This window comes from Mesorhizobium sp. M1423 (genome assembly GCF_040317575.1).
Taxonomy (GTDB): Bacteria; Pseudomonadota; Alphaproteobacteria; order Rhizobiales; family Rhizobiaceae; genus Mesorhizobium.
This window is the reverse complement of the sequence record NZ_JAMYKU010000023.1, coordinates 83,610-110,052: the sequence shown is the minus strand read 5'-3', so window position 1 is coordinate 110,052 and position 26,443 is coordinate 83,610. Positions and strand designations below refer to the sequence as shown.

Below are 26,443 nucleotides of genomic sequence, written 5' to 3'. Positions count from 1 at the left end.
CCCATCAGCCATCGCATCAAGAAATGCGCCTGGAACGACGACTATCTCATCAATGCCATCACTCATATGCGATAGCCCTGCCCTCGAGAGGGGGGAGATTTGCGCTCAGCCGCTTTCGCTAACAAAAAAGCCGCCAGGTTTCCCAGGCGGCCTTCGATGAATTTCTCGACGACGTCGCTTAATTCAGCTTCGACTTCAAATCCTGCAGCGAGGCGTTGAAAAGGTCGGCGCCGGCCTTGGCGTCGATCTTGCCGGCCAGCAGCGCGCGCGCGGCTTCGACCGCGATGTCGACGGCGCTGGCGCGCACTTCGCCGATCGCCTCGCGCTCGGCCTGGCCGATCTTCTGCTCTGCCAAGGCGGTACGCCGGGCGACATAATCCTCGGTCTTCTTGTGCGCCTCGGCGGCGAGCATGTCGGCTTCGCGCTTGGCGGCGGCGACGATGGCCGCGGCCTCCTGCTCGGCTTCCTTGCGCTTGCGCTGATATTGGCCGAGCAACTGCTGGGCCTCTTCGCGCAACCGGCGCGCTTCCTCGAGTTCGCTGCTGATCTTGTCGGCACGGGCATCGAGCGCCTTGGCGATCATGCCCGGCACCTTGATGTAGATGGCAATGCCGAGGAAGATTATGAGGGCAACGGTTGCCCAAAGCGTCGCGAGAGATGTGGCGTCCATGATGCGCTCCTCACCCGGCCACGGATTTGACCGCGGCCGCGATCTCGGCCTTGCTGGCCTTGCCGCCGACCAGCGCCTCGACGATGGCCGAAGCGGTGTCCTCGGCGATCGTGCCGACTTCCTTCATGGCATTGGCCTTGATGGAAGATATGCGCGCCTCGGCCTCGCCAAGCTTCTGGTCAAGCGCTGCCTCGATCGTCTTGCGGGCAGCCTCGGCTTCCGCCTTGGCCGCATCGTTGGCCTGCTGGCCGATCGCATTGGCCTTGCCCTTGGCTTCCGCCAATTCCTGCTCATAGGCGGCAACGGCGGCATCGGCCTCGCCTTTCAGCCGGGCAGCATGATCGAGATCCTGCGTGATGCGGTCGTTGCGCACGTCGATGATGCCGCCGACGCGCGGCATCACTACCCGCTTCAAGAAGAGGTAGAACAGCCCGAAAGTGATTGCCAGCCACAGCAGCTGTGACGGGTACGTCGCCGGATTGAATGGCGGGAACGTGCCGTGCGCCTCGGCAGGAACGCCGGTGGCGGCGTGCGTTTCGCCTTCCGTTGCGGCGGGCGCGGACTCTTGCGCAAAGGCAGATGTCACGAACATGGACTATCCCCGAAATTCAGACCCGCCGCAGGATCGCGGCCGGCCTGTTCAATTCTTCCCAATGTTCAGCCGAACAAGTATTCAGCCGAACAGGGCGAGAAGCGCGATGAGAAGCGAGAAAATACCCAGCGCTTCGGTCACGGCGAAGCCGAAAATCAGGCGGCCGAACTGGCCGTCGGCGGCCGACGGGTTGCGCAGCGCGCCCGCCAGATAGCTGCCGAATATGTTGCCGAGGCCAATGCCCGCGCCGCCCATGCCGAGGCATGCGATGCCGGCGCCGATGTACTTTGCTGCTTCTGCGTCCATTTGTTCAACTCCTTTGGATCTAAAATTCCGTTGCAAATTCGATCCGGCGGCAATGCCGGAAACCTTGTTAGTGCCCGGGATGCAGGGCGTCGTTGAGATACATGCAAGTCAGCACGGCAAAGACGTAGGCCTGCAGGAACGCGACCAGCAGCTCCAGCGCCGTCAGCGCCACGGCCATCGCCAGCGGCAGAACCGAGCCCGCCACGCCGACCGCGCCGAGCGCGCTCAGGCTGACGACAAAGCCCGAGAACACTTTCAGCGTGATGTGACCGGCAAGCATGTTGGCGAACAGACGAACCGAGAGGCTGACCGGACGCGAGACGAAGGAAATCACCTCGATCAGCACCACCAGCGGCAGCAGGTAGACCGGCACGCCATGCGGGACGAACAGCTTCAGGAAGCCAAAGCCGTGCTTGGTGAAGCCGTAGACGACGACCGTTCCGATCACCAGCGCAGCGAGGCCGAAGGTGACGATGATGTGACTGGTGATGGTGAAGAAATATGGGAACAGGCCAAGCAGGTTGGCGACAAGCACGAACATGAACAGCGAGAACACGAAGGGGAAGAACTTCATGCCTTGCGTGCCCGCGGCGTCCCTCAGCATATTGCCGACAAATTCATAGGCCATTTCCGAGACCGACTGAAGGCGGCCGGGAACGAGGCTGCGGCTCGACGTGCTGAGGTAGAGAAACGCCGATGCAACAGCAACCGTCGCAAGCATAAACAGAGCCGAATTGGTGAAAGACAGGTCGTAGCCGCCGATGTGAATCGGAATGATCGGCTGAATCTGGAACTGGTGGATCGGATCGACCTTGTCAGCAGCCACTTTAAATCCCCATCGAAGCCGCAGACGGCTTGAGTATCCTGTTCAATGCGCCGGCATGCGGCGCCTCAATTCATTCTTTCGGATCGCGCGGTTTGTCGCCCGTTCCGAATTCCGACACAAGCCCGGCTGAACGCAGGACATTGAGCACGCCGGCGCCAAAACCCAGCAACAGCCCGACTATCAGACCCCATGGCGATGTCCCCGCCACGCGATCGATAAACCAGCCGAGAGCCGCGCCGACCACTATCCCGGCGATGAACTCGCTGGACAGCTTGAGCGCCTGGCCGTACCCGGCCACACTGCCCGCTTTCGCGTCGTCTTTCCCCTCGAGCCGGTCCGGCCGCCTTGTCGCAAGCGATGCTTCAAGGTCGCGCCGACGGCGCTCAAGATCGTCGTCGCGGATGTCGGCTTCATGCTGCTTGCCGCGGCCGGTTTTTCCGGTTCCGTCTGGCCCATTCTTGTCGGCCACGCAACCCCCCTGCCCGGTCAGACCGTCACCGTCCGTCCGCTTCTTAAAGTCGCCGGCAACATAGTTAGAGGGTCCGCGCCCGTCAAGCCACGAGCGGACGTTCAAGCTCAAGTATTTTTTCGTTATAAATCAGCTACTTGCTTGGGTGCGACATCGTGCCCGACGCGGTCTCTGGCGGGCTGCGGCCGAATCCCCACGACGACGGGTCTTCGATCGGCCGCTCTCCCGCGAAAGATGCAAGGGCTGCCCGAGCACTCAGCTCCAGCCGCCGCCATAGGTGCGGTAGAAGATATGCAGGCCGATCCTGGTCATTTTCTTCATCGTCCTCGCCCAGCCCGGATGGACGTAGTTGGCGTAATAATGGGTCGACGAGCCGACTTCCGGAATGAATATCTTGCCGGCTGTGACGGCCATGGCGACATCCTGGGCGGTCTTGTAGGCGGCGGGATTGTCGATGCGCTTCTTCCTGCCGTCGCAGGCGAAGGAAAACTGGCAGCGGTTGAACCAGTTGTCGTTCTGGTAGACGACGCCGCAGATCGAGTTCGGATAGGCCGGGTTGCGGACGCGGTTGAGGATGACCTGGGCGACGGCGGCCTGGCCGCGCACGGATTCGCCGCGCGCCTCGAAATAGATGCCGTTGGCGAGACAGGCCTGCTCCGGTTTGGAAAAGACGCTCGCCGGCAGCGGCGTCTGCATCCAAGAATGATCGCCCTTGCTCAGCGGTGGAATGAAGCGGCCATCGTTCGGGTCCTCGTCCTGCAGCAAGGCCTCGAAAGGCGATGCCTTGGCATAGTCGGGAGCCGACGAGGCATAGGCGGTCGCCAGCACGTCGGGATGATCGTTGTTGACCAGCGCGGCAAGCATCGCCGGCACGCCGGGATCCGGCTTCTTGTCGACGCGCGTGTGGAAGGCGGCGGCGATCTGGATTTCCTTGCCTTTGATCTCGGGCTTGGCGAAAGCCATCCTCAGGCCGCTGTCCATGCTTGGGCGGAGCAGTGAGGAGGTGCGCTCGAAGATCGAGCCGGCGTTGAAGTTCTTCGGCGGCGAGACGGGCGAGACCTGGATGATGCGGCCCTTCTTGTCGGCACGCGTGATACGGTTCTCGTCCGGCGTCGTGCCGGCGATGCCGCCCTTGCCGCGAAACGAGACGGAGCCGATGCCGGGCAGTTGGACGCCGGAGCCGGAGAGCGAGCCGGTGCTGCTGGAATCGAGGAAGGGCATTTCGGCGGCGTGAACGGAGCCGGCGACGGACTTCTCGACATAGGCGTTCCAGCGGACGCTCGGCGCCTCAAGGCCGGAGACCAGGCTTGTCATGTCCTGATAGGCAGCGACCGTCGGAAAGCCGATCCAGATGCCAAGGCCAATAATAAACGGAGATAGGAAGGAACGTTTTTTGTCACCGGCGGCGGCGACAAGCCGCGTCAAAACACGTCGATGCACGGAACTCTCCAGAAACGCAACGGACCCCACTGGAGAGCTACAATGATGCATTAACCTTGATGGGGCGTTAACAGCTTAGAACGTTGTTTTCCCATCTCATGTCGAAGTCAGGCGCTTTTGCGGCCATCGCTTGACGGAAGAAAGATCGGCCAGGCGATCAGTGCGCAAATAGCCGCACCCAGCCAGACGCCTGCCCACGAGCAGAGCACGAGAAGTCCGGGGATGGCGATCGGCACCAGGAAGAAGGCAATGAAGACCAGGCTGTTGGCGAGGCCGAGCGCCGTTCCGGCCTGGCTCGCGCCGGCCAGCGTCGCAAGCTCGGTGTAGGCGACGCCATGCCAGGAGGAGACGCAAATGCCGGCCACGACCAGCATCGCGACGATCGCCGGCGACAGCATCGGCACTTGGCCTGACAAGAATTGGGCCGCCAACAAGACGAGCGCCGCAAGCACGGTGAAGGCGATCAGGCTCAACAGGCTGCACAGACGCAGGAACGACCGGCGGTTGCCGTGACGGTCGGTGTAGCGGCCGCTCCAGACGCGCATGACCATGGCGCCGACCTGCACGGCGGCGAGGCTGGCGCTGATCACGGCTGTTCCCATGCCGGCGAAATCATGCAGGAAGACGGAAGCAAAGGTGAGCACCGCCACCTGCGGAAAGCACAGCAGGCCGATGGCTGTTGCGATGCGCCAGACGGCCGGGTTGCGCAGCGGCGCCGGGCCGGCCGGCAATGCCGTGCTGCTCGAATTGGTATCGTCATGCACCGGTGGCTGATGCAGCCAGCGCCAGGCGAGAGAGGTCGAGACGGCGGATGCAGCCGCCAGAAGTCCGAAGACCGCCGTGAAGCCATGGGCCGAAGCGAGCGACGGCAGCACGAGCGCGCCAAGCCCGCCGCCAAGCGGCACCGCTGTCTGCCTGATGCTCATGGCAAAGCCGCGCTCGCCTTCGCCGAACCAGCCCATGATGGCACGGCCGCTGGAGCCGTTGACGCTGCCGCCGAGCAATCCGGTGACCAGCAGGGCAGCGGCGAGAAGCGCGATGCCAGGAATGTGGGCCGGTGACGGCACGATCAGCGCGGCCATGACAAGCAGCCAAACCGCGGTTGCGCCGAGCCCGGTCAGCAGCACGCGGCGGTCGCCCCAGCGATCGGTCAGCAGTCCCCACGGCAATTCGCTCAGCGCTACGCCCAGGCCGAGAAGACCAAGCGCCATGCCGAGTTCGCCATTGGAGAGATGATAGCCCGAGCGCAGGAACACCGCCGTCGCCGGAATGCCGGAGAAGGTCGCGGAAAAGCAGGCATTGGCGGCGACGCCGATGCCCAGCACCTTCCAGCGATGATTGGCTCGAAGTGCCGCCGCTTCCGACGGGGCGGCAACGGCGCCTGGGCGAAGCGGTTTGCAATCTGGTCCTGTGGCGACAGCAGACATGGTTCAGCTCCTGCATGGGCTGGTTGCGTTCGGTCTTGACGCGCTGTCTCTATCGCCATAGCTTCGTCCTGAATATCAGGAAGTTTTTGACGTAATGTCCCAAATATCAGGATTATTGCCATGCGACGCGTGACATTCGATCTCGACGTCCTGCGCAGCTTCGTCACCGGTATGGAGTTGGGCAGCTTCGCCAAGGCCGCCGACCGGCTCGGCCGCTCGACCTCGGCAATCGGCGCACAATTGAAGAAACTGGAGGAGCAGGCGGCGACGCCGATCTTCCGCAAGTCGGGGCGCAGCCTGGCGCTGACCGAGGCAGGCGAGACCATGCTGGGCTATGCGCGGCGGCTGATCGAGCTCAACGACGAGGCCGCGTCCGCCATCCACGACGTCGAGCTGGAGGGCTGGGTGCGGCTTGGATTGCAGGAGGATTTCGGCGAGGCGGTCCTGCCGGAGGTGCTCGGGCGCTTCGCCCGCGCCCATCCCAAGGTCAAGATCGAAGCCAGGATCGCACGCAGCCACGAGCTTGCCGAACGGATCATTTCGGGCAGCCTCGATATCGCGCTTGCCTGGCACAATGGCGCGACGCTGCCCTACAGCCGGCATGTCGCCGACGTCCAGATGCGCTGGATCGGCCCGGCAAAACAGATCGAGACCAGCCTGCGCGATGGCGAGCCTTTGCCGCTGGTGGCGCTCGAAGCGCCGTGCCTGCTCCGCAGCGTGGCGACCGAAACCCTGGACCGCGCCGGTCTGGCATGGCGGATGGCCTTCTCCAGCCCGAGCCTTGGCGGTATCTGGGCAGCCGTCGCCGCCGGGCTCGGACTGACGATCCGCACCGATATCGGCCTGCCGGCCACCGTCAGGGCGATGACGCCGGGGATCGCCGGGCTGCCCGCTTTGCCCAAGATGGCGCTGTTCCTGCATCGCAAGGAGGCCGAGCCCGACCCGGTGGCGGCGCGGCTTGGCGACATCCTGCTGCAGGCGGCGCTGGAAGCGTTGCCGCAGACGCAAACAGCGCCTGTCCTGCGCAACGTGGCGTAGAGGAGAAGTGGCGCTCAGCGGCGCTTCTTTGCCTTGCTGGCGAATGGGTTGTCCGAGGTGCGCAAGGCGATGCGGATCGGCACGCCGGGCATGTCGAAAGCCTCGCGCAGGCTGTTCGAGAGATAGCGGACATAGGATTGCGGCATCGCGTCGGGCCGTGAGCAGGAGACGACGAAGCCCGGCGGCCGCGTCTTGGCCTGCGTGACATATTTGATCTTCAGCCGGCGTCCGGCGACGGCGGGCGGCGGGTGATGCGCCAGGATGCCTTCCAGCCAGCGGTTGAGCTTGCCGGTCGACACGCGGCTGTTCCAAACGCGATGCGTCCTGATGACAGCATCCATCAGCTTGTCGAGGCCACGCCCGGTCTCGGCCGAGACCGGCACCGCCTGCATGCCGCGCGCCTGCGGCAACAGCCGCTCGGTTTTTTCGCGCAGCTCGGCCAGCAACTCCTGGGGATGGTCGACAAGGTCCCATTTGTTGAAGGCGATCACCGGGGCACGGCCCTCGCGGATGATCAGGTCGGCGATCTGCAGATCCTGCTTCTCGAAGGGAATAGTCGCGTCGAGCACGATGATGACGATCTCGGCAAAGCGGATGGCGCGCAAGCCGTCCTGCACCGACATCACTTCGAGCTTTTCGTGGATCCTGGCCTTGCGGCGCATGCCGGCGGTGTCGAACAGTTTTAAGCGGCGGCCATGCCAGTCCCAGTCGACCGAGATGGAATCGCGGGTGATGCCGGCCTCGGGGCCGGTCAACAGCCGTTCCTCGCCGATCAGCGCGTTGATCAGCGTCGACTTGCCGGCGTTGGGACGGCCGACGACGGCGATGCGCATCGGCTTGGTGTCGTCATAGCTCGGCTCTGCGTCCGGGTCGGTGATGTCTTCGCCGATCAGCACCTCGCTGGCGGCGACCTCCTCCTCACCGGCCTCTTCGTCCTCACCGAAGGCGCGCGCCTCGCCCAGTGCCGCGATCACCGCATCGCGCAGATCGGGCAGGCCCTGGCCGTGCTCGGCCGAGACCGGGATCGGTTCGCCAAGGCCGAGCTCCCAGGCCTCCAGCATGCCGCCCTGGGCGCCGCGCGCCTCGGCCTTGTTGGCAACGACGACAACCGGCTTGCCGGACTTGCGCACGATTTCGGCGAAGGTCTTGTCGTCGGGCATCAGCCCGGACTTGGCATCGATCGTGAAAAAGATCAGGTCGGCCTCGCGGATGGCGATCTCGGTCTGCGCGCGCATGCGGCCGGGCAGCGTCGAGGCGGCCGCATCCTCGAAGCCGGCGGTATCGATGACGTCGAAATGCAGATCGTAGAGTTTTGCGGCATGGACGCGTCGATCGCGGGTGACGCCCGGCGTATCGTCGACAAGCGCCAGCTTCCTTCCCACCAGCCGGTTGAAAAGGGTCGATTTGCCGACGTTAGGCCGGCCGATGATGGCGACTTTGAAAGTCATCCGGCCCTGCTATGCATGTCGTTGCCCCAAAACCGCTGCGCACTTTTGGGCGACATGCATTACGATACACCGCCCGAGCCGCGGATCAGCTCGGACATCAGTGTCGCCCGCTCGCGCGTGTTGCGCGGGGCGCCGTCATCGGCGGCGATCTGGTCGAACAGCTTCAATGCATCCGCCGCCTTGCCTTCCTTCCAGGCGGCAAGGCCAAGTGCTTCGCGCGCCGTATGGCGCAGCGTGTTGGTGTCGGCGGTAAGCGCCTCGACGCGGCTGGAGACATCGGCGAAAGAGCCATGGTCGACCAGAAGCAGCGCTGCCCTGAGGCGCGCCATGTCGCGAATGCCGGAGGGAATCTTGGTGTCGGCGGCGACCTCGTCGAAATCCTTGACGGCGGCATCGACGTCGCCCTTGTCCGCCTTGACGGTTGCCGCACGCATGCGGGCGAGCAGCGGATAGGCGCCGTAGCCGTCCTTCTCAAGCCCCTCCAGAGCGGCAAGCGCCTCGTCGTTCTTGCCCTCATTGGCAAGCTTTAGCGCTTGCGAGAAGGCATCCCCCGAGCGGTTGGCGCGGGTCTCGTCCCAATAGCGGTAGCCGACGACAGCAGCCGTGCCGAGCACCACCAGCACGGCCAGCACAAGCACGGCGGGACCGAAACGGTCCCACAGCGCATGCGCCTGATCGCGACGAATCTCTTCGTTGACTTCGCGGATAAAACTGTCGTCCGACATGGATCAAAACCATTCATGCCCCGGCCGGGGCGGTTGATGAGCCCGCGTTTTAGCGAAATTTTGCCGGCATGGAAGGGGTTCGGCAGGAAAATCGCCTATTCACGAGGCTGTCGCCGCCAACGGCGGCCGCACAGGTCGATCGTATCCGTGCCATATTTCACCGGTAGGCGGTGCTTCTACATTCCTTGATCCGGTCAGATGCCTTTGCCTCGTTTGTATCGCGCTGTTGCGTTTTCCATTGCCGCATTTGCTGCCGGCACGGCTTTTGCCGACCCGCCGGCGACGCCGGCAAAACCGAAGCAGATCGTCATCATCTCGTTCGACAGCGCCCGGGACATTTCGCAGTGGCAGCGCAGCCGGGCGCTGGCCCGGCGCACAGGCGCGCATTTCACCTATTTTGTCTCCTGCGTGTTCCTGCTCTCGCCCGAGACACGCAAGGAATATACCGCGCCAGGCAAGACAGAAGGCAAATCGAACATCGGCTTTGCCGCCTCCAAACAGGAAGTCGCGGCCCGGCTCGAGCAGATCAACCTTGCCGCCTCGGAAGGCCACGATATCGGCAGCCATGGCTGCGGCCATTTCGACGGCAAGGACTGGAGCAAGGCCGACTGGCTGAGCGAGTTCGGCTCGTTCAAGCATATTCTCGAAAACGCCTATTCGATCAACGGCATTGCTCCTGAACCGAAGGGCTGGCGCGATTTCGCCCGCCAGTCGGTGGTCGGGTTTCGCGCGCCCTACCTGTCGGCAAACAAGGCGCTTTACGAGGCGCTGCCCGCGGCCGGTTTCCTGCTCGACGCAAGCGGCGTCTCGCGTGGACCGGTCGAGCCGCCGACCGTCAACGGCATCACGCGCTTTTCGCTGCCGCAGATCCCGGAAGGGCCGAGCTCAAGGCGTGTGATCGCCATGGACTACAATCTCTATGTCAGGCATTCCGGCGGCTTCGAGCGGCCGAGCATGGCAGAAGAGTTCGCCGATCGGACCTATGCCGCGTTCCGCGCCGCCTTCGATGCGCAATACCAGGGCAAGCGCATTCCGCTTGAGCTCGGCTTCCACTTCACGCTGATGAACGACGGCGCCTACTGGAACGCGCTGGAACGCTTTGCCGGCGAAGTCTGCGTCAAAGCGGACGTCGGGTGCATTAGTTTTCGCGATTATGTTTCACGGCGTGGCGAAAGGCAGGCGGCGGTGGGCGGCTGAGCCCAAGTGACCGCCGCCCGCCATCATCAGCTTACCGGTTGATCCTCAGGGCGCAAGCCGGCTTGCTCACGTTCCAGATAGCGCTGGTCGATTTCAGGCAGCGGTTCCCCTTCCAGCGTCGCCTCGAAGGCGCGTAGGCGTTTGTGCACCGACTGCAATTCAACGATGGTCGACCAGGATGTGAGCAGGAACTGGAGCGATCCTGTTACTCGGCCGAACGCATTGGAAATCTGCTGGAAGGGTCCGAAAGTTATCCTGTGAGCCACGAAGGATGGCCCAAGGATCAGCATGGCGAAGATATTGTCGGCCTGCAGGTAGGTGTAACGCACCACATTGAAATAAATATAATGAAAGTACAGCCGGAAATAGTTGTGACGGACCTTGGAAAACAGCTCGGCAGTGGTTGCAGGCTGAGCCCTGTCCGCATGATCCTCGCCGTAGACGAGTTCCTTGCGATAAGCAGCCTCGACACGTTGGTTGCGAAATTGCAGCCCAGGCAGCTTCAAACCCGCAACCATAACCGAAATCGTTCCGAACAGGCACCAGGCAAGCGCGGCAACGACCAGTGGCTGCGGAATCGCACCGACGATTGGCAGTTCGCTGATATGGCTCTGCAACTGGATCATCACCGGCAGGAATGCGATCAAGGTCATGATCGACTGGACAAAGCTGGAACCCAGATCTTCCATGATCTGCGAGAACCGCATCGTATCCTCCTGAATGCGTTGTGAGGCGCCCTCGATGTGGCGGAGCCTGCTCCAGTTCTCTACAAAGTAATTGTTCATCGCGGTGCGCCAGCGGAATATCCAGTGACTTACGATGAAGGCATTGACGACCTGCACATTCATTCCTATCAGCGCGAGCCATGAAAAGCTGGCCAATCCGGCATAAAACTCTGCGTCGGTGGATTTAATAGTCCCCGACATCAATCCCTGGATATAGTCGAAGAAAGGCCCATACCAGGCGTTGACCGCGACACTGACCTGCACATTGAAGTAGATGAGGAACAGGATGACCGCGCTGATCAATATCGACCAGTTTTGCCACGGATGCGGTGCATACCAGCTCCAGAATGCATAGAAGACGGCGACGCAAAAAGCGAAATAGAGATAGAACCACAGAAACGGCTTCGACCAGAGTACGGCGATACCGATAATGGGCGGTGCATCAGCCGCAGCCGGCGGCAAGCCGAACACAGCGCCCAGCTGTCCGCCACCGAAAAACCAGAACAGGATAGCGGCAAGGCTCCAGACGGCCAGCGAACTGAAGAACAGCTTCGGCTGCGGGAAGAAGGATACAAACACTGTGGGGAAATCCTCGCTCGATGCGCAAATCAGCGGCGTTGTTCAGCGGGCATAAAGTCACACATTAGTGGGAAAGAAAATGCCCGTGCCCGACGCCCGGCGCCGAGCAAGACCATAATCATGGCGATTTTGGCGCAGCCGACCAAGCGATCGCACCCGAGGCCAGCAGGACGGCGGCGGCCACGATCGAGGCAAGGAAAAAGTTACCCGAGCCCTGCGCAAGCAGCCCGGCGACGAGCGGGCCGATGATCTGGCCAAGGCCGAAGGCGGCCGTCATCACCGCCAGCATCCGGCGTGGCGCTTGCGGAGCGAGCTGCCTGCCGGTCTGCAGGCCAAGCGCGGTGATGGCGATGAAGGTGCCGCCGACAAGAAGGCCGCCGAGCAGCGGCCCTGTGTGCCCGCCCATGATTACACTGGCGCTGACGCCGACCACCTCGACCAGGCACCCAAGGGCGTAGGTGGCATAGAGCCCGATTTTAGCCGCGAGCTTCTGCCACAGCCAGACCGAGGGAAAACCGGCAAGTCCGGTGACCATCCAGACCACAGCCTCGAAGACGCGGCCGCCGCCGCCCTGGCGGACGATGGCGACCAAGAACGTTGCCGTGACGATGTAGCCGAAGCCGAACAGGCCGTAGGCGACGATGATCTTCACCAGCGATCGGTTTTTCGGCAGTGCCGGCTCGCTCCCGGTGGTGCTGTTCGCGGCCGAGGTGCCGCCGGCCAGCAGGGCGACGGCGGCAAAGCCGCCGGCCGAAATCACCGCCGACCACAGCCAGCCCGCCGCCCAGCCGGCATGTTCGGTGACGAGGATTGCCAACAGCGCCGAGGACGCCGCGATGCCGACGCCGACGCCGCCGAAATACAGCGCCTGCAGGTCGCTTCGCCCGGCCGCGGCGAGATGACCGAAAACGATGCTGGTCATGAAGACCAGCACGAAGGCGCTGGCGAGGCCAGCAAGAAAGCGGATGAGGAGAAAGGCGGGCATGGTGCCGGTCAGGCCCATCAGCCCGGCGAGGATCGCAGTGGCGGCAAGGCCGGCCAGCATCAGGTGGCGCTCGCGGCCTTGCGCCCAGCCGCCGGTGGCGGCAAGCGCGCCGACGAGGTAGCCGAGATAATTGGCCGATGCGATCCAGCCGGCATCGGCCGGCGACAGGCCGAGCTCTTCCATCATTCCGGGCAGGATCGGCGTATAGACGAAGCGGCCGATGCCCATGGCGACGGCCAGGGCGATCATGCCGGCGATTGCCAGACGCAAGGGCGAAGCGATGTTCATCGCGGTGCACCATAGGTGCGCCTGCCAGTGAGACAATCCGCCTTTTATTGGGCCAGAAGTGTTCGCGGCCGCGTCGGCGGCTGGCTCGCCTGAAGTGCCAGCAAGTCCTTGTTTAGCCGCAGCAGGTCCTTGGCGGGGCCGTCTCAAAGTGAGTACGACCCGCAGTCAGCCTGAACGGCATGTCGGCGAGTTCGCGCTCCGACATGGTGTCGAGCACCGGATGCGACAGCGGATCGGTCACCCAGTTGGTGGCCTCGCTGTCATGCCGGTGTGGCTGCATTCCGATTGGGGAAAAGGCGCCGAGCCATGATAAAATCTTCATCGGATTTGCCTCCTCACTCTGAGTAACCCACCTAAAATCCGGCATTCGGCAGCGCCTGGCAATTGAGATTTCAGCCGTACGAGTTTAGAAAAACTGTATGGCTATGCTGAACCGTGTCCATCTCAACGGCTTGCGCGCCGTCGAAGCCGTCGCCCGCCTGGGCTCGCTCGCGGCGGCGGCCGGCGAGCTCAACGTCTCGGTCAGCGCCGTCAGCCAGCAGATCAACCGGACAGAAAAGCAGCTCGGCCGGGCGCTGTTCGAACGAACGCCAGCTGGCCTGGTGGCGACGGAATTCGGCACCGTCTTTACCGCGCGGCTCAGCGCAGGCTTCCGCGAGCTCGCACAGGCGATGGCGCTTGCCAATGAAAGCTCGGAGTGCACGCTGGTGGTTTCGGTGGCGCCGGCTTTCGCCTCGAAATGGCTGCTGCCGCGGCTGTCGCGGCATTTTGCCCGGCATCCGAACGTGCTCCTGCGCATCGACGCCTCGGTACGGCTTGCCGATCTCGATCGTTCGGACATCGATGTCGCTATCCGGCTCGGCGACGGCAAATGGCCGGGCGGGCGGGCCGAATTGCTGCTGGCGCAGGAGGTGTTTCCGGTCTGTGCACCGGCGATCGCCAGCAAGCTGAAATCGATCGAGGACCTTGCTTTGACCTGTGCGATCACCGACGAAAGGTCGATGATCAGCTGGGAGAGCTGGTTCGAAGCGGCCGGGGTAGAGCCGGTCACCTTCATGAAGGGCGCGCGCTTCACAGATCCGATGCTGTGCCTGGAATCTGCGATTGCCGGTCACGGCGTCATGCTCGGCTGGCAGTTGCTGGCCGCCGACGCGCTGGCCGACGGCCGGCTTGTCGCGCCGTTCGGCGTACGGGCGCAGAGCGGCCTCGGCTATTGGCTGGTGACTTCGGCCAGCAAGGGCGAAAGCCGCAAGGTCAGGGATTTCAAGACCTGGGTGCGCGAAGAGATCGAGGCGACGATGGCGCAGTTCAGGTCGCTCGAGAGCGCCAGCTAAACCTGCCGGCACATCACGGTGGAAAGGTCGGCAGCGCCGGTCTATGTAAGAAACAGTCCCCAATCACAGCAGGCAGGATCATGACCACACATTCGCGCGGCGTTTCCGCAACCATCGACCCGGTGAAGCTCGACAGGCTGGCGGAGGTCGCCGTCAAGGTCGGGCTGCAATTGCAACCGGGGCAGGATCTGGTGCTGACCTCCTCGATTGCAGCGCTGCCTTTGACGCGGCGGATCGTCGAGCATGCCTACAAGGCAGGTGCGGGCCTGGTCACGCCGATCTTCAATGACGACGAGATCACTCTGGCACGCTTCCGCTATGGCGCCGACGACGGCTTCGACCGCGCCGCCGGCTGGCTCTATGAAGGCATGGCAAAAGCCTTCGCCAACAATGCGGCCAGGCTTGCGGTGCGCGGCGAGGATCCCTCGCTGCTTTCTTCTCAGGACCCGGCAAAGGTCGCGCGTGCCAACAAGGCGAATTCGATGGCCTACCAGCCGGCGCTGGAGAAGATCACCGGCTTCGACATCAACTGGAACATCGTCGCCTATCCCGATCAGGCCTGGGCCAAGCAGGTATTCCCGGACGACGCCGAAGACGTCGCCGTGGCCAAGCTCGCCGACGCCATCTTTGCCGCCTCGCGGGTGGACGTCGAAGACCCGATCGCCAACTGGACGGCGCACAATGCGGCGTTGAAGAGCCGCACCGAATGGCTGAACGGCCACAATTTCCACGCACTGCATTTCACTGGTCCCGGCACCGACCTGACCGTCGGGCTGGCCGACGGCCACGAGTGGATGGGCGGCGCCTCGACGGCCAAGAACGGCATCACCTGCAACCCGAACATCCCAACCGAAGAGGTTTTCACCACGCCGCATGCAAGGCGCGTCGAGGGTCATGTCACCAGCACCAAGCCGCTGTCCTACCAGGGCACGCTGATCGACGGCATTGCGGTGCGTTTCGAGGCGGGGCGCATTGTCGAGGCCAAGGCCACGAAGGGCGAGGATGTGCTGCAAAAGGTGCTGGACACCGACGAAGGCTCGCGCCGTCTCGGCGAGGTGGCGCTGGTGCCGCATTCCTCGCCGATCGCCAAGAGCGGGCTGCTGTTTTTCAACACGCTGTTCGACGAGAACGCCGCCTGCCACATTGCGCTCGGCCAGTGCTACTCGAAGTGCTTCGTCGACGGCGCCTCGCTCAGCCAGGACGAGATCGCGGCGCGCGGCGGCAACAAGAGTTTCATCCACATCGACTGGATGATCGGCTCCGACAAGATCGACATAGACGGCATCCACAAGGACGGCAGCCGCGTGCCGGTGATGCGCAAGGGCGAGTGGGTTTAGGCCCGGGATCGCTAAGCGAAGGCCAGCAAGCATCGGCGCCTGCTGGCCCATGCGGAGTTGGCAATGGAGCTCGCGGTCAAGCGCATCTATGAGCCGCCGGCGCCCGATGACGGGCAGCGGGTGCTGGTGGATCGCATATGGCCGCGCGGGGTCCGCAAGGCAGACGCAGCGCTGACGCTCTGGCTGAAGGACATCGCGCCAAGCAATGCGTTGCGCAAATGGTTCGGCCATGTGCCGGCGCGCTGGGCGGAGTTCCAGCGGCGATACCGCGATGAGCTCGACCGGAACGGCGAGGCGGTCGGCCAGCTGCGCGCTCTGCTGGGCAGAGGCCGGGTGACGCTGCTCTACGGCGCGCATGACGAGGCGCATAACAATGCGGTGGCGCTGGCGAGCTATTTGCGTGAGTAGAAGCGCTCAATTCGGCATGCCGGCGGGACAGCACCCCTCTCTGTCCTGCCGGACATCTCCCCCTCAAGGGGGGAGATTGGCAGCTTCGCCGAAAGCGCCCTTCTTTGGAGACTAGCGAAAGCCGAAGTGACATCCAATCTCCCCACTAGAGAGGGAGATGTCCGGCAGGACAGAGGGGGGCGCGACGGATCGCGGCGGGTCGGTCCTACTTCCTACGGATCGCCGCTTGATAAACATCAGGCTTGAAGCCAACCAGTATGCGATCGCCAAGTTCCAGCACCGGTCGCTTTATCATCGTCGGTTTGGCCAGCATCAGCGCCTTGGCCTTCTTTTCATCCAGACCCATCCTGTCTTCGTCCGACAGTTCACGGAACGTTGTGCTCGCCTTGTTGAGCAGGATTTCCCAGCCGACCTTGCCTGACCAGCCGTTCAGCCGGTCCGCGTCAAGCCCGTCTGCCCTGTAGTCGTGAAAGCGATAGGCAACATCGTGGCTCGCCAGCCAGACACGCGCCTTCTTGACCGTATCGCAATTGGTGATGCCGTACATGGTGATCGTCAAAACGCGTCCTCGGACCAGTCGAATCTGACGGCACCCTAAAACCGCGCCTCTCACTTTTCCAGCGGCCTCGCCGGGCTCCGCGATTTTGGCGCTTGCCAATAGTAAGGACTTTCCCTAAGTGTTTTCTAAGCCAACTCTGGTCACGCGGAATGGCCGAGGCAAGGAAATGACCATGACGAGCCTGCAGACCGAAAGCCCCCCACCGATCGACGGCATTTTCCGGGCGCTCGCCGATCCGACCCGGCGGCGCGTGGTCGAGCGACTGAACCGAAGCCCCGCCTCGGTCAGCGAGCTTGCGCAGCCGTTCGAGATGGCCCTGCCATCCTTCATCGAGCATCTCCGGGTTTTGGAAGGCTGCGGGCTGGTGCATTCGGAGAAGGCAGGCCGCGTCAGGACCTACCGGCTCGCGCCGGAGCCGTTGAAGCTCGCGGAAAACTGGTTGGCCGACCAGCGGGCGCTGTGGGAGCGCCGTTTCGACCAGTTCGACGACTACGTGCTGAAACTCAAGGAGAAAGACAGATGAATATGGTCCCGTTGTTCCAACCCGATCCGAAGCTCGACCTCGTGCTCGAACGGACGATCGAGGCGCCGCGAGAACTGCTGTGGACGGCCCTGACGAGGCCCGAGCATGTCCGCCAATGGTTCACGCCGAAGCCGTGGATCATCACCGATTGCGAGATCGACCTGCGGCCCGGCGGTCTGTTCCGCACCCGCATGCAGTCGCCCGACGGCAAGGAGGTCAACGACAGGCGTTGCTGCTACCTCGAGATTGTTCAGAACGAGCGGCTGGTGTGGACCGATGCGCTGCTGCCCGGCTACCGGCCGTCAGGCGACCCATTCATCACAGCGGTCATATCGCTGCAATCGCAGGGCGAGGCGACGCGCTACACCGCGACCGCTATCCACCGCGACGAAGCCACGCGCAACAGCCACGAGGAGATGGGCTTTTACGACGGCTGGGGCACGGTGGCGGATCAGTTGGCCGGCTATCTCAAGACGATCTGAGGCGACCCTGCTTCGCACTCACATTGCGGCCACGGAATCGTCGTGGCCGTTCAACCGCCAGCGTCCGAGCTCTTCGTACCGGCCTTGCCGGATCAGACTGCGGATGAGCACAAAGTCACGTACGGTCCAGCTGATCGGTTCGATCGCCCGTTCTCGAACCCTTTGAACCCGCAATTTGTCACGAAGCAATGTAACATGAGGTTCAAAGGAGCTCCCCACAAAGGGCTTCAGCGGGCTGTCGGCGATCAGGGCGGTAAGATTGCGCCAGAACGCTTGCAGCGGCGGGACGCGTCGCTGCCACGCAGCACCAACGCACCGCCGCCGAAAGCCGACAACCGATCGAACGACACCTCAAACGGTTTCGCCTGGACCATCGAGGCGACGTGGCGGGCGATTTTGACCAATTCCTCCGGCAGTCCATCATAGTCGCCGATCCCAATAAGCGAGATGTGCAGGCGTTCCGCCGGAAACACTTGCCCTCGCAATCCCGATTCTCGCCGCCAGACGGCGGCCCGGCGTGCAAGCGGCACGGCGATCGTACTTTCAAGAAGAATGGCGAAGAACAGCCGGTCATTCCAGCGCCGATCCAGCTCCTGCCAGTTGAACACGGCTTGGCCGTTTTCGGTGATCCTGAATGCGGGCAGCTCATTCATGTTCATTGCTCCTCTCAAAGCCATTCCCGCCCAGCCAAGCAGAATAGAACAAAAAGGGAACAAATCAAACGAAAATGATACGAGCGCCGGTACTGGCAGCACCAACGCTCGCAACCACATTTCGGTCGGCCGTATGTTGATGGCTCAGGCGCCGTAGCCGATGATGCCCTTGATCTCGAGGAAATCGTGGATCGCCCGGTCGGCGTATTCGCGGCCGTTGCCTAGCTGGACAGCATAGGGCAGTTGGCGCCACGGCGCAGGCTGATATGCGCCACGTCGCCGACGCTGAATTGAAAACCCTCCGCCCGGCGCGGCGCGTCGATCACCACCTGTGTCCCCTGCCCCAGCTCCGCATGAAGGCGCAAGGTGCGGCCGTGGAAGACGATGCTGTTCACCCGCACCGGTACAGTGCCGGCCGCCGCTTCGGTCGTCGCCAAAAAATCCTCTGGACGCACGCCGATGGTGCGCACCGTGCCCTCGCCAGGCAGTTCGCCCGTCTCCGAAACCGCTTCCAGCGGCAGGGCGCCGGCGGCGAACCGCAAGCGCTCGCCGTCACGGCCGACGAAGCGCGACTGCAGAAGGTTCATCGTGCCGATGAAGCTGGCAACGAATTTGGTGGCGGGCCGGTCGTAGAGGGTCGCCGGCGGCGCAATCTGCTCGATGCGGCCTTTGTTCATGACGACGATGCGATCAGAGATCGACAGCGCCTCGGTCTGGTCGTGCGTGACCATGACGAAAGTGGTGCCGAGGCGCGACTGCAGTCGCTTCAATTCGACCTGCATCTGTTCGCGCAGATGCGCATCGAGCGCCGACAACGGCTCGTCGAGCAGCAGCACGCGCGGTTCGCAGACGATGGCGCGGGCAAGCGCGACGCGCTGGCGCTGGCCACCCGACAATTCGGACACGCGGGCGCCGAGCTTTTCAGCAAGGCCGACCATGTCGAGCGCTGCGCCGACGCGCTTTGCCTGTTCGGCACCGGAGAGCTTGCGCAGCGACAAGCCGAAGCCGACATTTTCGGCAACGTTCATGTGCGGGAACAGCGCGTAGTCCTGGAATACGGTATTGACCGGACGGTCGAAGGGCCTGAGCGCGCTGATGTCGCGGCCTTCAAGCAGAACCTTGCCGCTCGACGGGCTTTCGAAGCCGGCGATGACCCGCAGGCTGGTGGTCTTGCCGCAGCCGGATGGTCCGAGCAGGGTCAGGAACTCGCCGCGCGAAATATCGAGATCGACCGCGTCGAGCCCGACGATGCCGCCGGGGAATATCTTGGAGACCTTGTCCAGCCGGACGAGCGGATCAGGCGCCATCGCGAACCTCGGACGGCTTGGTCGTGTTGACCCACAGGATCTGGCAGCGCTCGCTGCCCGGATTGCGGAAAGCATGCAGCAAGGTGCTCTTGAAGGCGAAGCTGTCGCCGGCCTTCAGGCCGTATCTGGTCGAATCGACCACCAGCTCGACCTCGCCCGAAAGGACGAACCCGAATTCATGGCCTGCATGGGCGTAGGCTTCGGCGGTGCCGCCACCGGCCTCCACCGTCACCAGCATGCCGGTCAGCGCAGCGGCCGGCGGCGACAGCAGCGACTTGGCGATGCCTTCCGACTTGACCGGGATCTGACGCCGGCTGTTGGTGCGTACGCAATAGAGGTCGTTGCCGACATCATTGCCGTCGGCGATCAGCGCCGACGGCTCTATGTCGAGGGCGGCGGCGAGCGGCCAGATCACTCGCACTCGCAATGACGACATGCCGCGCTCGATCTGGCTCAGCGCTCCGATCGAGACGCCGGCTTTGGCTGCAAGTTCGGCCAGCGAGAGATTACGCTCCAGCCTGAGCGCCCGCACGCGCCGGCCGACCCTGACGTCGGCGTCGTCCTTCGGCTTCTCAGCCGCTTCGTCCAGCATGTCCATCCATTCGTCCTTTTTGCCAACGCTTTCCCTTCCCCTTGCGGGAGAAGGAAGAAGCAGGCTCAGCCGCCCGCCTTGACCTTCTCGAACATCTTGGCGAGTTCATCATTCTGTTTCATCGGCCCGGTGAAGATGGTGGTCTTCAGCATCACTTCCGGATCGGACGGCAGCTGCAATTTCTCCAGCTCCTCCTTCGGCACGGCAGCGAAAGCCGAGCTGGTCGAGCTGCCATAGCCATAGGCCTGGATCAGGTATTTGCCCGAGTCCGTTTCCAGCCGGCTGTTGATGAAGTCATAGGCGAGGTCGACGTTCTTGGCGTCCTTGAGCATGACGAAACCGCAAGCCCAGGTAAGCATGCCTTCCTTCGGCTTCATGAACTCGACAGGCACGCCTTGCTTCTTCAGCGACGTGGCCGAGGCATTCCAGGTCATGGCGGCGACCAGCTGGCCGCTGGCCAGCGCCTGTTCGACCGATGTCATGTCTGTGGTGTAGTTTGAGAGCAGCGGGCGCTGCTCGCGCAGTTTCTCCGCAACCTTGTCCATCTGTTCCGCCGTCATGTCGAATGGATTGACGCCGGCAAGAAGGGCCGCCACCACCGGAGTATCGTGGACGGCATCGATGGTCGCCATGCGCCCGGCATATTGCTTGTCCCAGAGCAGGTTCCAGCTCGCTTCCGGGTTCTTCACCAGATCGGTGCGGTAGAGAATCGAGGTGTTGCCCCAGTCCCACGGCACCATCCAGACCTTGCCGTCGCCGGCCTGCAGGTCGGGCAGGTTCTTGAAGACCGGGAAGATCGAATCCCAGTTCTTGATGCGCTTGGTGTCGATCGGCTGCAGCAGGCCTTCCTTGTTCCAGCGCGCCACCTTGTCATAGCATGGGTGCGCGACATCGGGGCGGAAGCCGGCCTTGACCTTGGTGAAAGCGTCATCGTCGTCGCCGAACATCGAGGCTTCGACACCATCCGGGTGCGCGGCGAGGAAGCTCTTGTTGAAGTCGGGCAGCTCATAGCCCGACCAGGTGAAATATTGCAGCTTGTCGCCGGCAAAAGCGACAGTCGACGCAAGCGCCAGCGCGAAGGCGGCCAGTCCGGTTTTCGCTGTCTTTGTCGTTATCGATTTCAGGTCGAATGCCATTGCAGTTCTCCTCTTTCGGTTTCTTCTGGTTTTGACAGGCTGGCGATCGCTGGCCGCTGAGCGGCGGCAAGCCCGCGATGGCGCAGGATTTCGGCGAGTGCGGCGGTGACGAAGGACACGGCCAAGATCGCCGTGCCCAGCGCCATGACGGTCGGCAGCGATTTCGGGAAGCGCAGCTGGCTCCAGATATAAAGCGGCAGCGTCGGCTCGGTACCGGCAAGGAAGAAGGCGACGATGAACTCGTCGAACGAGGTCAGGAAGGCCAGCATGAACGCCGAGATAATGGCGGGCAGGCTGAGTGGCAGCATCACCCGCCTGAAGGTCGTCCAGTCGGAGGCGCCGAGGTCGAGCGCTGCCTCACGGATGGTCTTCGGGATGGCGGCGAAGCGGCTGCGCATGACCACCACCGTCGCCGGCAGCGCCACCAATATGTGGCCGAGCACAATGGCAATGCGCGACGGCCCAAAGCCGGCGAGGTTGACCAGGATGAGCAGCGATATGCCGACGATGACGCCTGGGATCAGGATCGGCAGCCGGGCAATGGCGCTGATCGTGGCGGCCAGCGGCGAGCGGCCGTAGAGATCCATATAGGACACGGTGATGCCACAGAGCGTCGCGCCGGTGGCGGCGATGGTGCCGATGACGAGGCTGTTGGCAAGCGCGCCGGACAGCGCCGAATTGCCGACCAGCGTGCCGTACCATTCCAGCGTGAAGCCTTGCAGCGGAAATGCCGCCTGGACGGAATTGTTGAAGGAAAACAGCGGGATCAGCAATATCGGCAAATACAGGAACACCAGATAGGCAAGGACATAGGCACCGAGCCAGCCGCCGCCCTGCCTTGCATCGATACGCGCTGTGTTCATGTGCGGCTGCCGTATCGGCGGTCGGCGAAGCGCACCACCAGCACCACGGCGAGAATGACCAGCATGACGGCGACGGCGAGTGCGGCGCCGAACGGCCAGTCATTGGCCTTGCCGAACTCGGCCTGGATCAGTGTGCCGATCATGGTGCTGGCAGGGCCGCCGACCAGCGCCGGCGTGACGTAGTCGCCGACCGTCGGCACAAAAACGACGAGGGCCGCAGCCAGCACGCCAGGCATCGAATTGGGCAGCACGACGCGGCGGAAGCTGGTGAACGGTTTTGCGCCGAGATCGGAAGCGGCTTCGAGCAGCGATTTCGGGATCGTGTCCAGCGCCACGTAGATGGGCAGGATAGCGAATGGCGCATAAGCGTGGGCGAGCGTGACGACGACTGCTGCCGGCGTATTCAAGAACGCCAATGTCGGCTCCGACCAGATGCCGCTTTCAATCAGCGCCGAGTTCAGCACGCCATTATAGGCAAGCACGATCTTCCAGGCGAAGACGCGCAGGAGATAGCTGGTCCAGAACGGCAGGGTCAGCAGGAACAGCAGCAGCCCACGCCGCCGCCCGGCATGGAAAGCCAGATAATAGGCGACGGGATAGGCGGTGACGACGGTTGCGAGCGTGACCAGGCCGGCGATGCCCAGCGAGCGCAGCGTCACCGTCCAGTACAGCGGATCGGTGGCCACAGTGACGAAATTCGCAAGGGTAAAACCAGCCCCCAGCAGCGAGCCGTCATTGCCGCGGAAGGCAAGGAACAACACCAAGCCAAGGGCGAAAAGGATCAGCAGAAAGGTGACCAGCCCGCCGGGCAGCAGCATAGCGAAACGGAAGCCTGGCGAAGACCGGGTTTCCGGCAGCGGCTGCGTTGCGGCAATGGCCGACATTGACTGTCCGTCGAAATTTGAAATCGACTAAGCTTTTTTCATATTGGTGAAACTGTCAAGCTGTTTCACGCTTGGGAATGAAAGTCAGCGTTCGAACGCGTCCAGCATCCGGTACCAGGCGATGGTCGCGGCAACGCCGACCTGCCGAAACGCGTGAAAAGGGATCGGCCGGATCGGCGATATCGGGAACGGCAATTGCCTGGTGTCGCCGCTCGACAGATAGGAGGCGATGCGCTCGCCAAGCGCGGTCATCAGGCCGATGCCGCGGCCCTGGCAGCCGACGACCGCCAGCAGACCCTTCTCTGGCTCGTGGATATGCGGGAGATGGTCCGGCGTCATTGCCACCCGGCCGAACCACCGCTTTTCAATGGCAATGTCTGACAGCGCCGGATAAAGCCGCAGCAGCGCGCGTTCAAGATGCGCCCAGTCGGCCGGGCCGTTCGGCAAAGCCATGCGGCCGCGCCCGCCGAGCACCAGCCGGCCGTCGGCACTCTTGCGGTAATAGACGAGGATGCGGCGCGAATCCGAAACCGCCTGCCCTTCCGGCAGGATCGCCGCAGCGAGATTGGACGATAGCGGCGCTGTCGCGATCTGGAAGGAATGCAGCGGAACGATCGTCTCGGCGAGGCCGGGAAGCAGGCCGCCGGTATAGGCGTTGGTCGCCAGAACGACCGCCTTGGCCTTCAGTTCGGCGCCGCTTTCCGCCGAAACGTGCCAAATGCCAGCACCCTTGCTGATCTGCATCACGTTCTGGCGTTCGGCGATCTTCACGCCCGCCGCGGCAGCGACGCGCGCCAGTTCCGACGTGTAGGCGAGCGGATCGATGACACCGGCGCGGCGATCGAGCCAGCCGCCGAGATAGCCTTGCGCGCCGGTCATCGTCGCAATCTCCGTCGCGCTCAGCAGCCGGACATCGGCGCCGCGGGCGCGCCACTGCCGATCCCGGTTTGCCGCCGCTTTTAGCGCGGTCCCGGTATGCGCCGCCTGGATCCAGCCATTACGGACGAACGGCACCGCCAGTCCTTCGTCGCGGATCAATTCGAAGACGGTGTCAGCGGTCGAGGCGGCAAAGTTGACGAGCGCTTCGCCGCGCTCCAGACCAAAATGCTCCAGCAGCCAGTCCGGATCGTATTTCAGGCCGGGAATGACCTGACCGCCGTTCAGGCCGGATGCGCCATTGCCGATTTCGCCGGCGTCCAGCACCTGGACGGCAAGACCGAGCCGGGCGGCGTGCAAGGCCGTCGACAGCCCCATGATGCCGCCGCCGACGATGACGACATCGACGCGTCGGCCGGCTGGAAAAAGCGACTGGAACGCGGTTGCTGTCCGCGGCTTTTGCCAGATTGGATCGGAAAACCGTAAGCGCAAGCGTCACCTGGAGATTTCAGTAAGTGAAAACCCTAGCGACGGTTTCATTATTTTGAAAGAGCGTTTTCCATGGCCATTGGCGCACGTCAGGCTCGATCAAGGTCCAGCGATGCGAAGACCGCTGGAAAGAATTGACAAAGCTCACCCTGGAAGTGGGATAGACGTTTGGCGGGAATTTGTTGAAAGTGCCGCGGCCAAAGGACAAGACAACAGGAAACGTAAGTCATGACGAACGCCACACATTTGCCCGCCGAGGGCCTCTTCGTAGGCCGCGCCCGGACGAGCGATGCTTCCCATCCGCTGGTGGTCACGGTGCGCGACGGCACGGTCTTCGACATCACGTCAAATGTGGCACCGACCGTACGCGACATTTGCGAATTGCCGGATCCGGCAGGACACGTCCGCTCGGCCAAGGGGCGGCCGATCGGCCCGCTCGAAGCCATTGCCGCCAACAGTTTCGAGACAGCGCGCGATCCGGGAACGCCGTACCTGCTGTCCCCCGTCGACCTGCAGGCGATCAAGGCGTCTGGCGTTACCTTTGTCGTCAGCCTGCTCGAGCGCGTCATCGAGGAACAGGCGCGCGGCTCGGCGGAGAAGGCCGACGCCATTCGAGCCGACATCGCCGGGCTGATCGGCCACGATCTGTCGAAGCTCAAACCCGGCTCGCCGGAAGCGATGGAGATCAAGGCCAAGCTGATCGCGCGCGGCGCCTGGTCGCAATATCTGGAAGTCGGCATCGGGCCCGATGCCGAGATCTTCACCAAATGCCAGCCGATGGCCTCGGTCGGCTTCGGCGCCGATGTCGGCCTGCATCCGGTTTCGACATGGAACAATCCGGAGCCGGAGATCGCCATGATTGCCGCCAGCAGCGGCAGGATTGTCGGGGCGACGATCGGCAACGACGTCAATCTGCGCGACGTCGAGGGACGCTCGGCGCTCCTGCTCGGCAAAGCCAAGGACAACAACGCTTCGGCAGCACTTGGCCCCTTTATCCGGCTGTTCGACGAGACATTTTCCATCGGCGACGTGAAGAAGGCGGTCGTACGGCTGAAGGTCGAGGGCGAGGACGGGTTCTCGCTGGAGGGCGCCAGTTCGATGGCCGAGATCAGCCGTTCGCCGGAAGAACTGGTCGCCGCCGCGATGGGGCCGCACCACCAGTACCCGGACGGGCTCGCGCTCTATCTCGGCACGATGTTCGTGCCGTCGAAGGATCGCGGCGAAAAAGGCAAGGGTTTTACCCACAAGGTCGGCGACATCGTCACCATCTCGTCGGAGAAGTTCGGCGCCTTGGTCAACCGCGTGCGGCTGTCCCCCGACTGCCCGCACTGGACCTATGGCGCCAGCCATCTGATGCGCGACCTCGCCAGGGCCGACCTGATCTGAATAGAGAACGATCCAATTCGGCAGTACCCAAGCCGTGAACCGCCTCTATTTCGGGACGGGCAAGCAGGAGCCGCCGAGGATCAGATGGGTCGGAAAGGCGATGCGTTGCGCCGGCCGCTCGCTCTGGCCGCCGAGCCGCTCCAGCAGAAGCTGCGCTGCGGTGCGGCCGATCTCCTCGACGGCCCGGTCGATGAGCGTGATCGGGCAGGGATAAAGCAACGCGACGTCCGACCTGTCGCAGCCAATCAGCGAGATATCGCCCGGGACCGAAACGCCTTGCTGCTGGATGGCGCGCAGCACGCCGACCAGAATGCGGTTGCCGGCGGCGATGATGGCGGTTGGACGCTCCTTCATCTGCAACAGGGCGGTGGCCTCGCGGAAACCGAAGTCCACCGAGAGGCTTTGCGAGCGGATCAGGTCCTGCGTCACCGGCAGGCCGCTGCGCTGGAACGCCTCGACGAAGCGCGCACCCGTTCACGGCCCGGCCTGATGTCGCTGCCGGCCGTGATGATGGCAATGCGACGGTGCCCGAGTTCGATCAGATAGCTTGTCGCCTGCCGTAACCCGGTGGCGTGCTCGGTCAGCACCGCGTCGATCTCGAGCGGAACGTCGCGATCGAGCAGTACTGATGGAATCCGCAACTCCTTCAAGCGCTTGATGGTGCGCGCATCCTGTTCGTTGTTGATGGTCATGATCATGCCGTCGGCCCGCCCATGCTGCAGCATGCCGATCGCCGCCGCCTCCTCGGTGGCGCGGCCGTTGGTGCTCATCAGATAAAGCGAATAGCCGCGCTGGCGCATTTCCGCGTCCACCGCCTTGAAGCAACTGGCATGCCAGGGATTGGCAATGTCGTCGATGACGAAACCAACCGTCATGGTGTTTCGACGGCGCATGTTCTG

30 protein-coding genes are annotated in these 26,443 nt (G+C 63.3%); 8 read left to right on the top strand and 22 right to left on the bottom strand.

What is annotated here, in order from left to right; all coding sequences use genetic code 11:
* Positions 1 to 178 precede the first annotated feature (178 nt).
* From NKG95_RS25350 to NKG95_RS25320, 7 genes are all read right to left on the bottom strand, one after another.
* Positions 179 to 670 carry a F0F1 ATP synthase subunit B gene (locus tag NKG95_RS25350; protein WP_023716855.1) on the bottom strand — a complete coding sequence of 164 codons (492 nt, stop codon included), beginning with the start codon at positions 668 to 670 and terminating at the stop codon, positions 179 to 181.
* Positions 671 to 680: 10 nt separating this feature from the next.
* Positions 681 to 1,262: a F0F1 ATP synthase subunit B gene (locus tag NKG95_RS25345; RefSeq protein WP_023716854.1), complete on the bottom strand. Its 582-nt coding sequence runs from the start codon at positions 1,260 to 1,262 to the stop codon at positions 681 to 683.
* 81 nt (positions 1,263 to 1,343) lie between these two features.
* Positions 1,344 to 1,568, bottom strand: coding sequence for a F0F1 ATP synthase subunit C (locus tag NKG95_RS25340; protein WP_006206606.1), 225 nt, complete (start codon positions 1,566 to 1,568; stop codon positions 1,344 to 1,346).
* A gap of 67 nt (positions 1,569 to 1,635) precedes the next feature.
* Positions 1,636 to 2,394 carry a F0F1 ATP synthase subunit A gene (locus tag NKG95_RS25335; protein ID WP_023716853.1) on the bottom strand — a complete coding sequence of 253 codons (759 nt, stop codon included), beginning with the start codon at positions 2,392 to 2,394 and terminating at the stop codon, positions 1,636 to 1,638.
* Positions 2,395 to 2,464: 70 nt separating this feature from the next.
* Positions 2,465 to 2,863 (bottom strand): AtpZ/AtpI family protein, encoded by a 399-nt coding sequence (locus NKG95_RS25330; protein WP_023716852.1) that lies wholly within the window; start codon positions 2,861 to 2,863, stop codon positions 2,465 to 2,467.
* A gap of 255 nt (positions 2,864 to 3,118) precedes the next feature.
* Positions 3,119 to 4,303 carry a cell wall hydrolase gene (locus tag NKG95_RS25325; RefSeq protein WP_023716851.1) on the bottom strand — a complete coding sequence of 395 codons (1,185 nt, stop codon included), beginning with the start codon at positions 4,301 to 4,303 and terminating at the stop codon, positions 3,119 to 3,121.
* A gap of 107 nt (positions 4,304 to 4,410) precedes the next feature.
* Positions 4,411 to 5,730 carry an MFS transporter gene (locus NKG95_RS25320; protein ID WP_353042849.1) on the bottom strand — a complete coding sequence of 440 codons (1,320 nt, stop codon included), beginning with the start codon at positions 5,728 to 5,730 and terminating at the stop codon, positions 4,411 to 4,413.
* Between the two features lie 120 nt (positions 5,731 to 5,850).
* Between NKG95_RS25320 and NKG95_RS25315 the strand changes: the two genes are divergently transcribed.
* A complete protein-coding gene (locus NKG95_RS25315) occupies positions 5,851 to 6,768 on the top strand; it encodes a LysR substrate-binding domain-containing protein (protein WP_353042848.1) in 918 nt (305 codons plus the stop codon).
* 14 nt (positions 6,769 to 6,782) lie between these two features.
* Here the strand turns inward: NKG95_RS25315 and der are convergent, their stop codons facing one another.
* Together der and NKG95_RS25305 are read right to left on the bottom strand one after the other, a co-directional pair.
* A complete protein-coding gene (der, locus tag NKG95_RS25310) occupies positions 6,783 to 8,216 on the bottom strand; it encodes a ribosome biogenesis GTPase Der (protein WP_353042847.1) in 1,434 nt (477 codons plus the stop codon).
* A gap of 59 nt (positions 8,217 to 8,275) precedes the next feature.
* Positions 8,276 to 8,941, bottom strand: a complete 666-nt coding sequence (locus NKG95_RS25305) for a tetratricopeptide repeat protein (RefSeq protein ID WP_352548679.1) — start codon at positions 8,939 to 8,941, stop codon at positions 8,276 to 8,278.
* 198 nt (positions 8,942 to 9,139) lie between these two features.
* Here NKG95_RS25305 and NKG95_RS25300 point away from each other — a divergent pair, with 198 nt between their 5' ends.
* Entirely contained in the window at positions 9,140 to 10,138 is a 999-nt protein-coding gene (locus tag NKG95_RS25300; protein WP_502913986.1) for a polysaccharide deacetylase family protein, read from the top strand.
* A gap of 26 nt (positions 10,139 to 10,164) precedes the next feature.
* Here NKG95_RS25300 and sbmA read toward each other — a convergent pair whose 3' ends face one another.
* The 3 genes from sbmA to NKG95_RS25285 all read right to left on the bottom strand — a co-directional run bounded on the left by sbmA (position 10,165) and on the right by NKG95_RS25285 (position 13,037).
* A complete protein-coding gene (gene sbmA / locus NKG95_RS25295; RefSeq protein ID WP_352588966.1) occupies positions 10,165 to 11,442 on the bottom strand; it encodes a peptide antibiotic transporter SbmA in 1,278 nt (425 codons plus the stop codon).
* 118 nt (positions 11,443 to 11,560) lie between these two features.
* Positions 11,561 to 12,715 carry a YbfB/YjiJ family MFS transporter gene (locus NKG95_RS25290; RefSeq protein ID WP_353042846.1) on the bottom strand — a complete coding sequence of 385 codons (1,155 nt, stop codon included), beginning with the start codon at positions 12,713 to 12,715 and terminating at the stop codon, positions 11,561 to 11,563.
* A gap of 112 nt (positions 12,716 to 12,827) precedes the next feature.
* Positions 12,828 to 13,037 (bottom strand): hypothetical protein, encoded by a 210-nt coding sequence (locus NKG95_RS25285; RefSeq protein ID WP_352496674.1) that lies wholly within the window; start codon positions 13,035 to 13,037, stop codon positions 12,828 to 12,830.
* Positions 13,038 to 13,134: 97 nt separating this feature from the next.
* On the opposite strand from NKG95_RS25285, the gene NKG95_RS25280 reads away from it, so the two are divergent.
* The 3 genes from NKG95_RS25280 to NKG95_RS25270 all read left to right on the top strand — a co-directional run bounded on the left by NKG95_RS25280 (position 13,135) and on the right by NKG95_RS25270 (position 15,794).
* Positions 13,135 to 14,049 carry a LysR substrate-binding domain-containing protein gene (locus NKG95_RS25280; protein WP_353042845.1) on the top strand — a complete coding sequence of 305 codons (915 nt, stop codon included), beginning with the start codon at positions 13,135 to 13,137 and terminating at the stop codon, positions 14,047 to 14,049.
* Between the two features lie 80 nt (positions 14,050 to 14,129).
* Complete coding sequence (locus tag NKG95_RS25275; protein ID WP_353042844.1) at positions 14,130 to 15,386, top strand: aminopeptidase; 1,257 nt, start codon at positions 14,130 to 14,132, stop codon at positions 15,384 to 15,386.
* Positions 15,387 to 15,443: 57 nt separating this feature from the next.
* Entirely contained in the window at positions 15,444 to 15,794 is a 351-nt protein-coding gene (locus tag NKG95_RS25270; RefSeq protein WP_353042843.1) for a DUF488 domain-containing protein, read from the top strand.
* Positions 15,795 to 15,999: 205 nt separating this feature from the next.
* Here NKG95_RS25270 and NKG95_RS25265 read toward each other — a convergent pair whose 3' ends face one another.
* Complete coding sequence (locus tag NKG95_RS25265; RefSeq protein ID WP_352861758.1) at positions 16,000 to 16,353, bottom strand: ArsC family reductase; 354 nt, start codon at positions 16,351 to 16,353, stop codon at positions 16,000 to 16,002.
* A gap of 172 nt (positions 16,354 to 16,525) precedes the next feature.
* Between NKG95_RS25265 and NKG95_RS25260 the strand changes: the two genes are divergently transcribed.
* Both NKG95_RS25260 and NKG95_RS25255 read left to right on the top strand, forming a co-directional pair.
* Positions 16,526 to 16,876, top strand: a complete 351-nt coding sequence (locus NKG95_RS25260) for an ArsR/SmtB family transcription factor (RefSeq protein ID WP_353042842.1) — start codon at positions 16,526 to 16,528, stop codon at positions 16,874 to 16,876.
* A complete protein-coding gene (locus NKG95_RS25255) occupies positions 16,873 to 17,358 on the top strand; it encodes an SRPBCC family protein (protein ID WP_502913985.1) in 486 nt (161 codons plus the stop codon). Before NKG95_RS25260 ends, NKG95_RS25255 begins: the two co-directional genes overlap by 4 nt.
* A gap of 245 nt (positions 17,359 to 17,603) precedes the next feature.
* Here NKG95_RS25255 and NKG95_RS25250 read toward each other — a convergent pair whose 3' ends face one another.
* The 7 genes from NKG95_RS25250 to NKG95_RS25220 all read right to left on the bottom strand — a co-directional run bounded on the left by NKG95_RS25250 (position 17,604) and on the right by NKG95_RS25220 (position 24,161).
* Positions 17,604 to 18,011 carry a 2'-5' RNA ligase family protein gene (locus NKG95_RS25250; protein ID WP_353042841.1) on the bottom strand — a complete coding sequence of 136 codons (408 nt, stop codon included), beginning with the start codon at positions 18,009 to 18,011 and terminating at the stop codon, positions 17,604 to 17,606.
* A 221-nt stretch (positions 18,012 to 18,232) separates the two neighbouring features.
* Positions 18,233 to 19,318, bottom strand: a complete 1,086-nt coding sequence (locus tag NKG95_RS25245; protein ID WP_353042840.1) for an ABC transporter ATP-binding protein — start codon at positions 19,316 to 19,318, stop codon at positions 18,233 to 18,235.
* Complete coding sequence (locus NKG95_RS25240; protein ID WP_353042839.1) at positions 19,308 to 19,916, bottom strand: cupin domain-containing protein; 609 nt, start codon at positions 19,914 to 19,916, stop codon at positions 19,308 to 19,310. The genes NKG95_RS25245 and NKG95_RS25240 overlap by 11 nt, the downstream gene beginning before the upstream one ends.
* A gap of 59 nt (positions 19,917 to 19,975) precedes the next feature.
* A complete protein-coding gene (locus tag NKG95_RS25235) occupies positions 19,976 to 21,046 on the bottom strand; it encodes an ABC transporter substrate-binding protein (RefSeq protein ID WP_352484080.1) in 1,071 nt (356 codons plus the stop codon).
* A complete protein-coding gene (locus NKG95_RS25230; protein WP_353042838.1) occupies positions 21,031 to 21,909 on the bottom strand; it encodes an ABC transporter permease in 879 nt (292 codons plus the stop codon). The genes NKG95_RS25235 and NKG95_RS25230 overlap by 16 nt, the downstream gene beginning before the upstream one ends.
* Positions 21,906 to 22,793 (bottom strand): ABC transporter permease, encoded by an 888-nt coding sequence (locus tag NKG95_RS25225; protein WP_353042837.1) that lies wholly within the window; start codon positions 22,791 to 22,793, stop codon positions 21,906 to 21,908. The genes NKG95_RS25230 and NKG95_RS25225 overlap by 4 nt, the downstream gene beginning before the upstream one ends.
* Positions 22,794 to 22,877: 84 nt before the next feature.
* Positions 22,878 to 24,161: an NAD(P)/FAD-dependent oxidoreductase gene (locus NKG95_RS25220; RefSeq protein ID WP_353010790.1), complete on the bottom strand. Its 1,284-nt coding sequence runs from the start codon at positions 24,159 to 24,161 to the stop codon at positions 22,878 to 22,880.
* A 225-nt stretch (positions 24,162 to 24,386) separates the two neighbouring features.
* Between NKG95_RS25220 and NKG95_RS25215 the strand changes: the two genes are divergently transcribed.
* Positions 24,387 to 25,544 carry a fumarylacetoacetate hydrolase family protein gene (locus NKG95_RS25215; protein ID WP_023716830.1) on the top strand — a complete coding sequence of 386 codons (1,158 nt, stop codon included), beginning with the start codon at positions 24,387 to 24,389 and terminating at the stop codon, positions 25,542 to 25,544.
* 45 nt (positions 25,545 to 25,589) lie between these two features.
* Here NKG95_RS25215 and NKG95_RS25210 read toward each other — a convergent pair whose 3' ends face one another.
* Together NKG95_RS25210 and NKG95_RS25205 are read right to left on the bottom strand one after the other, a co-directional pair.
* The gene (locus tag NKG95_RS25210) at positions 25,590 to 25,973 is read right to left on the bottom strand and encodes a substrate-binding domain-containing protein (RefSeq protein WP_023716829.1); all 384 of its coding nucleotides are present in this window, start codon (positions 25,971 to 25,973) and stop codon (positions 25,590 to 25,592) included.
* Positions 25,970 to 26,419 (bottom strand): type 1 periplasmic-binding domain-containing protein, encoded by a 450-nt coding sequence (locus NKG95_RS25205; RefSeq protein ID WP_352789930.1) that lies wholly within the window; start codon positions 26,417 to 26,419, stop codon positions 25,970 to 25,972. Before NKG95_RS25205 ends, NKG95_RS25210 begins: the two co-directional genes overlap by 4 nt.
* Positions 26,420 to 26,443 lie beyond the last annotated feature (24 nt).

Coding starts and splice junctions, on each gene's coding strand:
- NKG95_RS25350 (WP_023716855.1), bottom strand. CDS start 670: ATGGACGCCACATCTCTCGCGACGCTTTGGGCAACCGTTGCCCTCATA.
- NKG95_RS25345 (WP_023716854.1), bottom strand. CDS start 1,262: ATGTTCGTGACATCTGCCTTTGCGCAAGAGTCCGCGCCCGCCGCAACG.
- NKG95_RS25340 (WP_006206606.1), bottom strand. CDS start 1,568: ATGGACGCAGAAGCAGCAAAGTACATCGGCGCCGGCATCGCATGCCTC.
- NKG95_RS25320 (WP_353042849.1), bottom strand. CDS start 5,730: ATGTCTGCTGTCGCCACAGGACCAGATTGCAAACCGCTTCGCCCAGGC.
- NKG95_RS25315 (WP_353042848.1), top strand. CDS start 5,851: ATGCGACGCGTGACATTCGATCTCGACGTCCTGCGCAGCTTCGTCACC.
- der (WP_353042847.1), bottom strand. CDS start 8,216: ATGACTTTCAAAGTCGCCATCATCGGCCGGCCTAACGTCGGCAAATCG.
- NKG95_RS25305 (WP_352548679.1), bottom strand. CDS start 8,941: ATGTCGGACGACAGTTTTATCCGCGAAGTCAACGAAGAGATTCGTCGC.
- NKG95_RS25300 (WP_502913986.1), top strand. CDS start 9,140: ATGCCTTTGCCTCGTTTGTATCGCGCTGTTGCGTTTTCCATTGCCGCA.
- NKG95_RS25290 (WP_353042846.1), bottom strand. CDS start 12,715: ATGAACATCGCTTCGCCCTTGCGTCTGGCAATCGCCGGCATGATCGCC.
- NKG95_RS25285 (WP_352496674.1), bottom strand. CDS start 13,037: ATGAAGATTTTATCATGGCTCGGCGCCTTTTCCCCAATCGGAATGCAG.
- NKG95_RS25280 (WP_353042845.1), top strand. CDS start 13,135: ATGGCTATGCTGAACCGTGTCCATCTCAACGGCTTGCGCGCCGTCGAA.
- NKG95_RS25275 (WP_353042844.1), top strand. CDS start 14,130: ATGACCACACATTCGCGCGGCGTTTCCGCAACCATCGACCCGGTGAAG.
- NKG95_RS25260 (WP_353042842.1), top strand. CDS start 16,526: ATGACGAGCCTGCAGACCGAAAGCCCCCCACCGATCGACGGCATTTTC.
- NKG95_RS25255 (WP_502913985.1), top strand. CDS start 16,873: ATGAATATGGTCCCGTTGTTCCAACCCGATCCGAAGCTCGACCTCGTG.
- NKG95_RS25250 (WP_353042841.1), bottom strand. CDS start 18,011: ATGAATGAGCTGCCCGCATTCAGGATCACCGAAAACGGCCAAGCCGTG.
- NKG95_RS25245 (WP_353042840.1), bottom strand. CDS start 19,318: ATGGCGCCTGATCCGCTCGTCCGGCTGGACAAGGTCTCCAAGATATTC.
- NKG95_RS25240 (WP_353042839.1), bottom strand. CDS start 19,916: ATGGACATGCTGGACGAAGCGGCTGAGAAGCCGAAGGACGACGCCGAC.
- NKG95_RS25235 (WP_352484080.1), bottom strand. CDS start 21,046: ATGGCATTCGACCTGAAATCGATAACGACAAAGACAGCGAAAACCGGA.
- NKG95_RS25230 (WP_353042838.1), bottom strand. CDS start 21,909: ATGAACACAGCGCGTATCGATGCAAGGCAGGGCGGCGGCTGGCTCGGT.
- NKG95_RS25225 (WP_353042837.1), bottom strand. CDS start 22,793: ATGTCGGCCATTGCCGCAACGCAGCCGCTGCCGGAAACCCGGTCTTCG.
- NKG95_RS25215 (WP_023716830.1), top strand. CDS start 24,387: ATGACGAACGCCACACATTTGCCCGCCGAGGGCCTCTTCGTAGGCCGC.
- NKG95_RS25205 (WP_352789930.1), bottom strand. CDS start 26,419: ATGACGGTTGGTTTCGTCATCGACGACATTGCCAATCCCTGGCATGCC.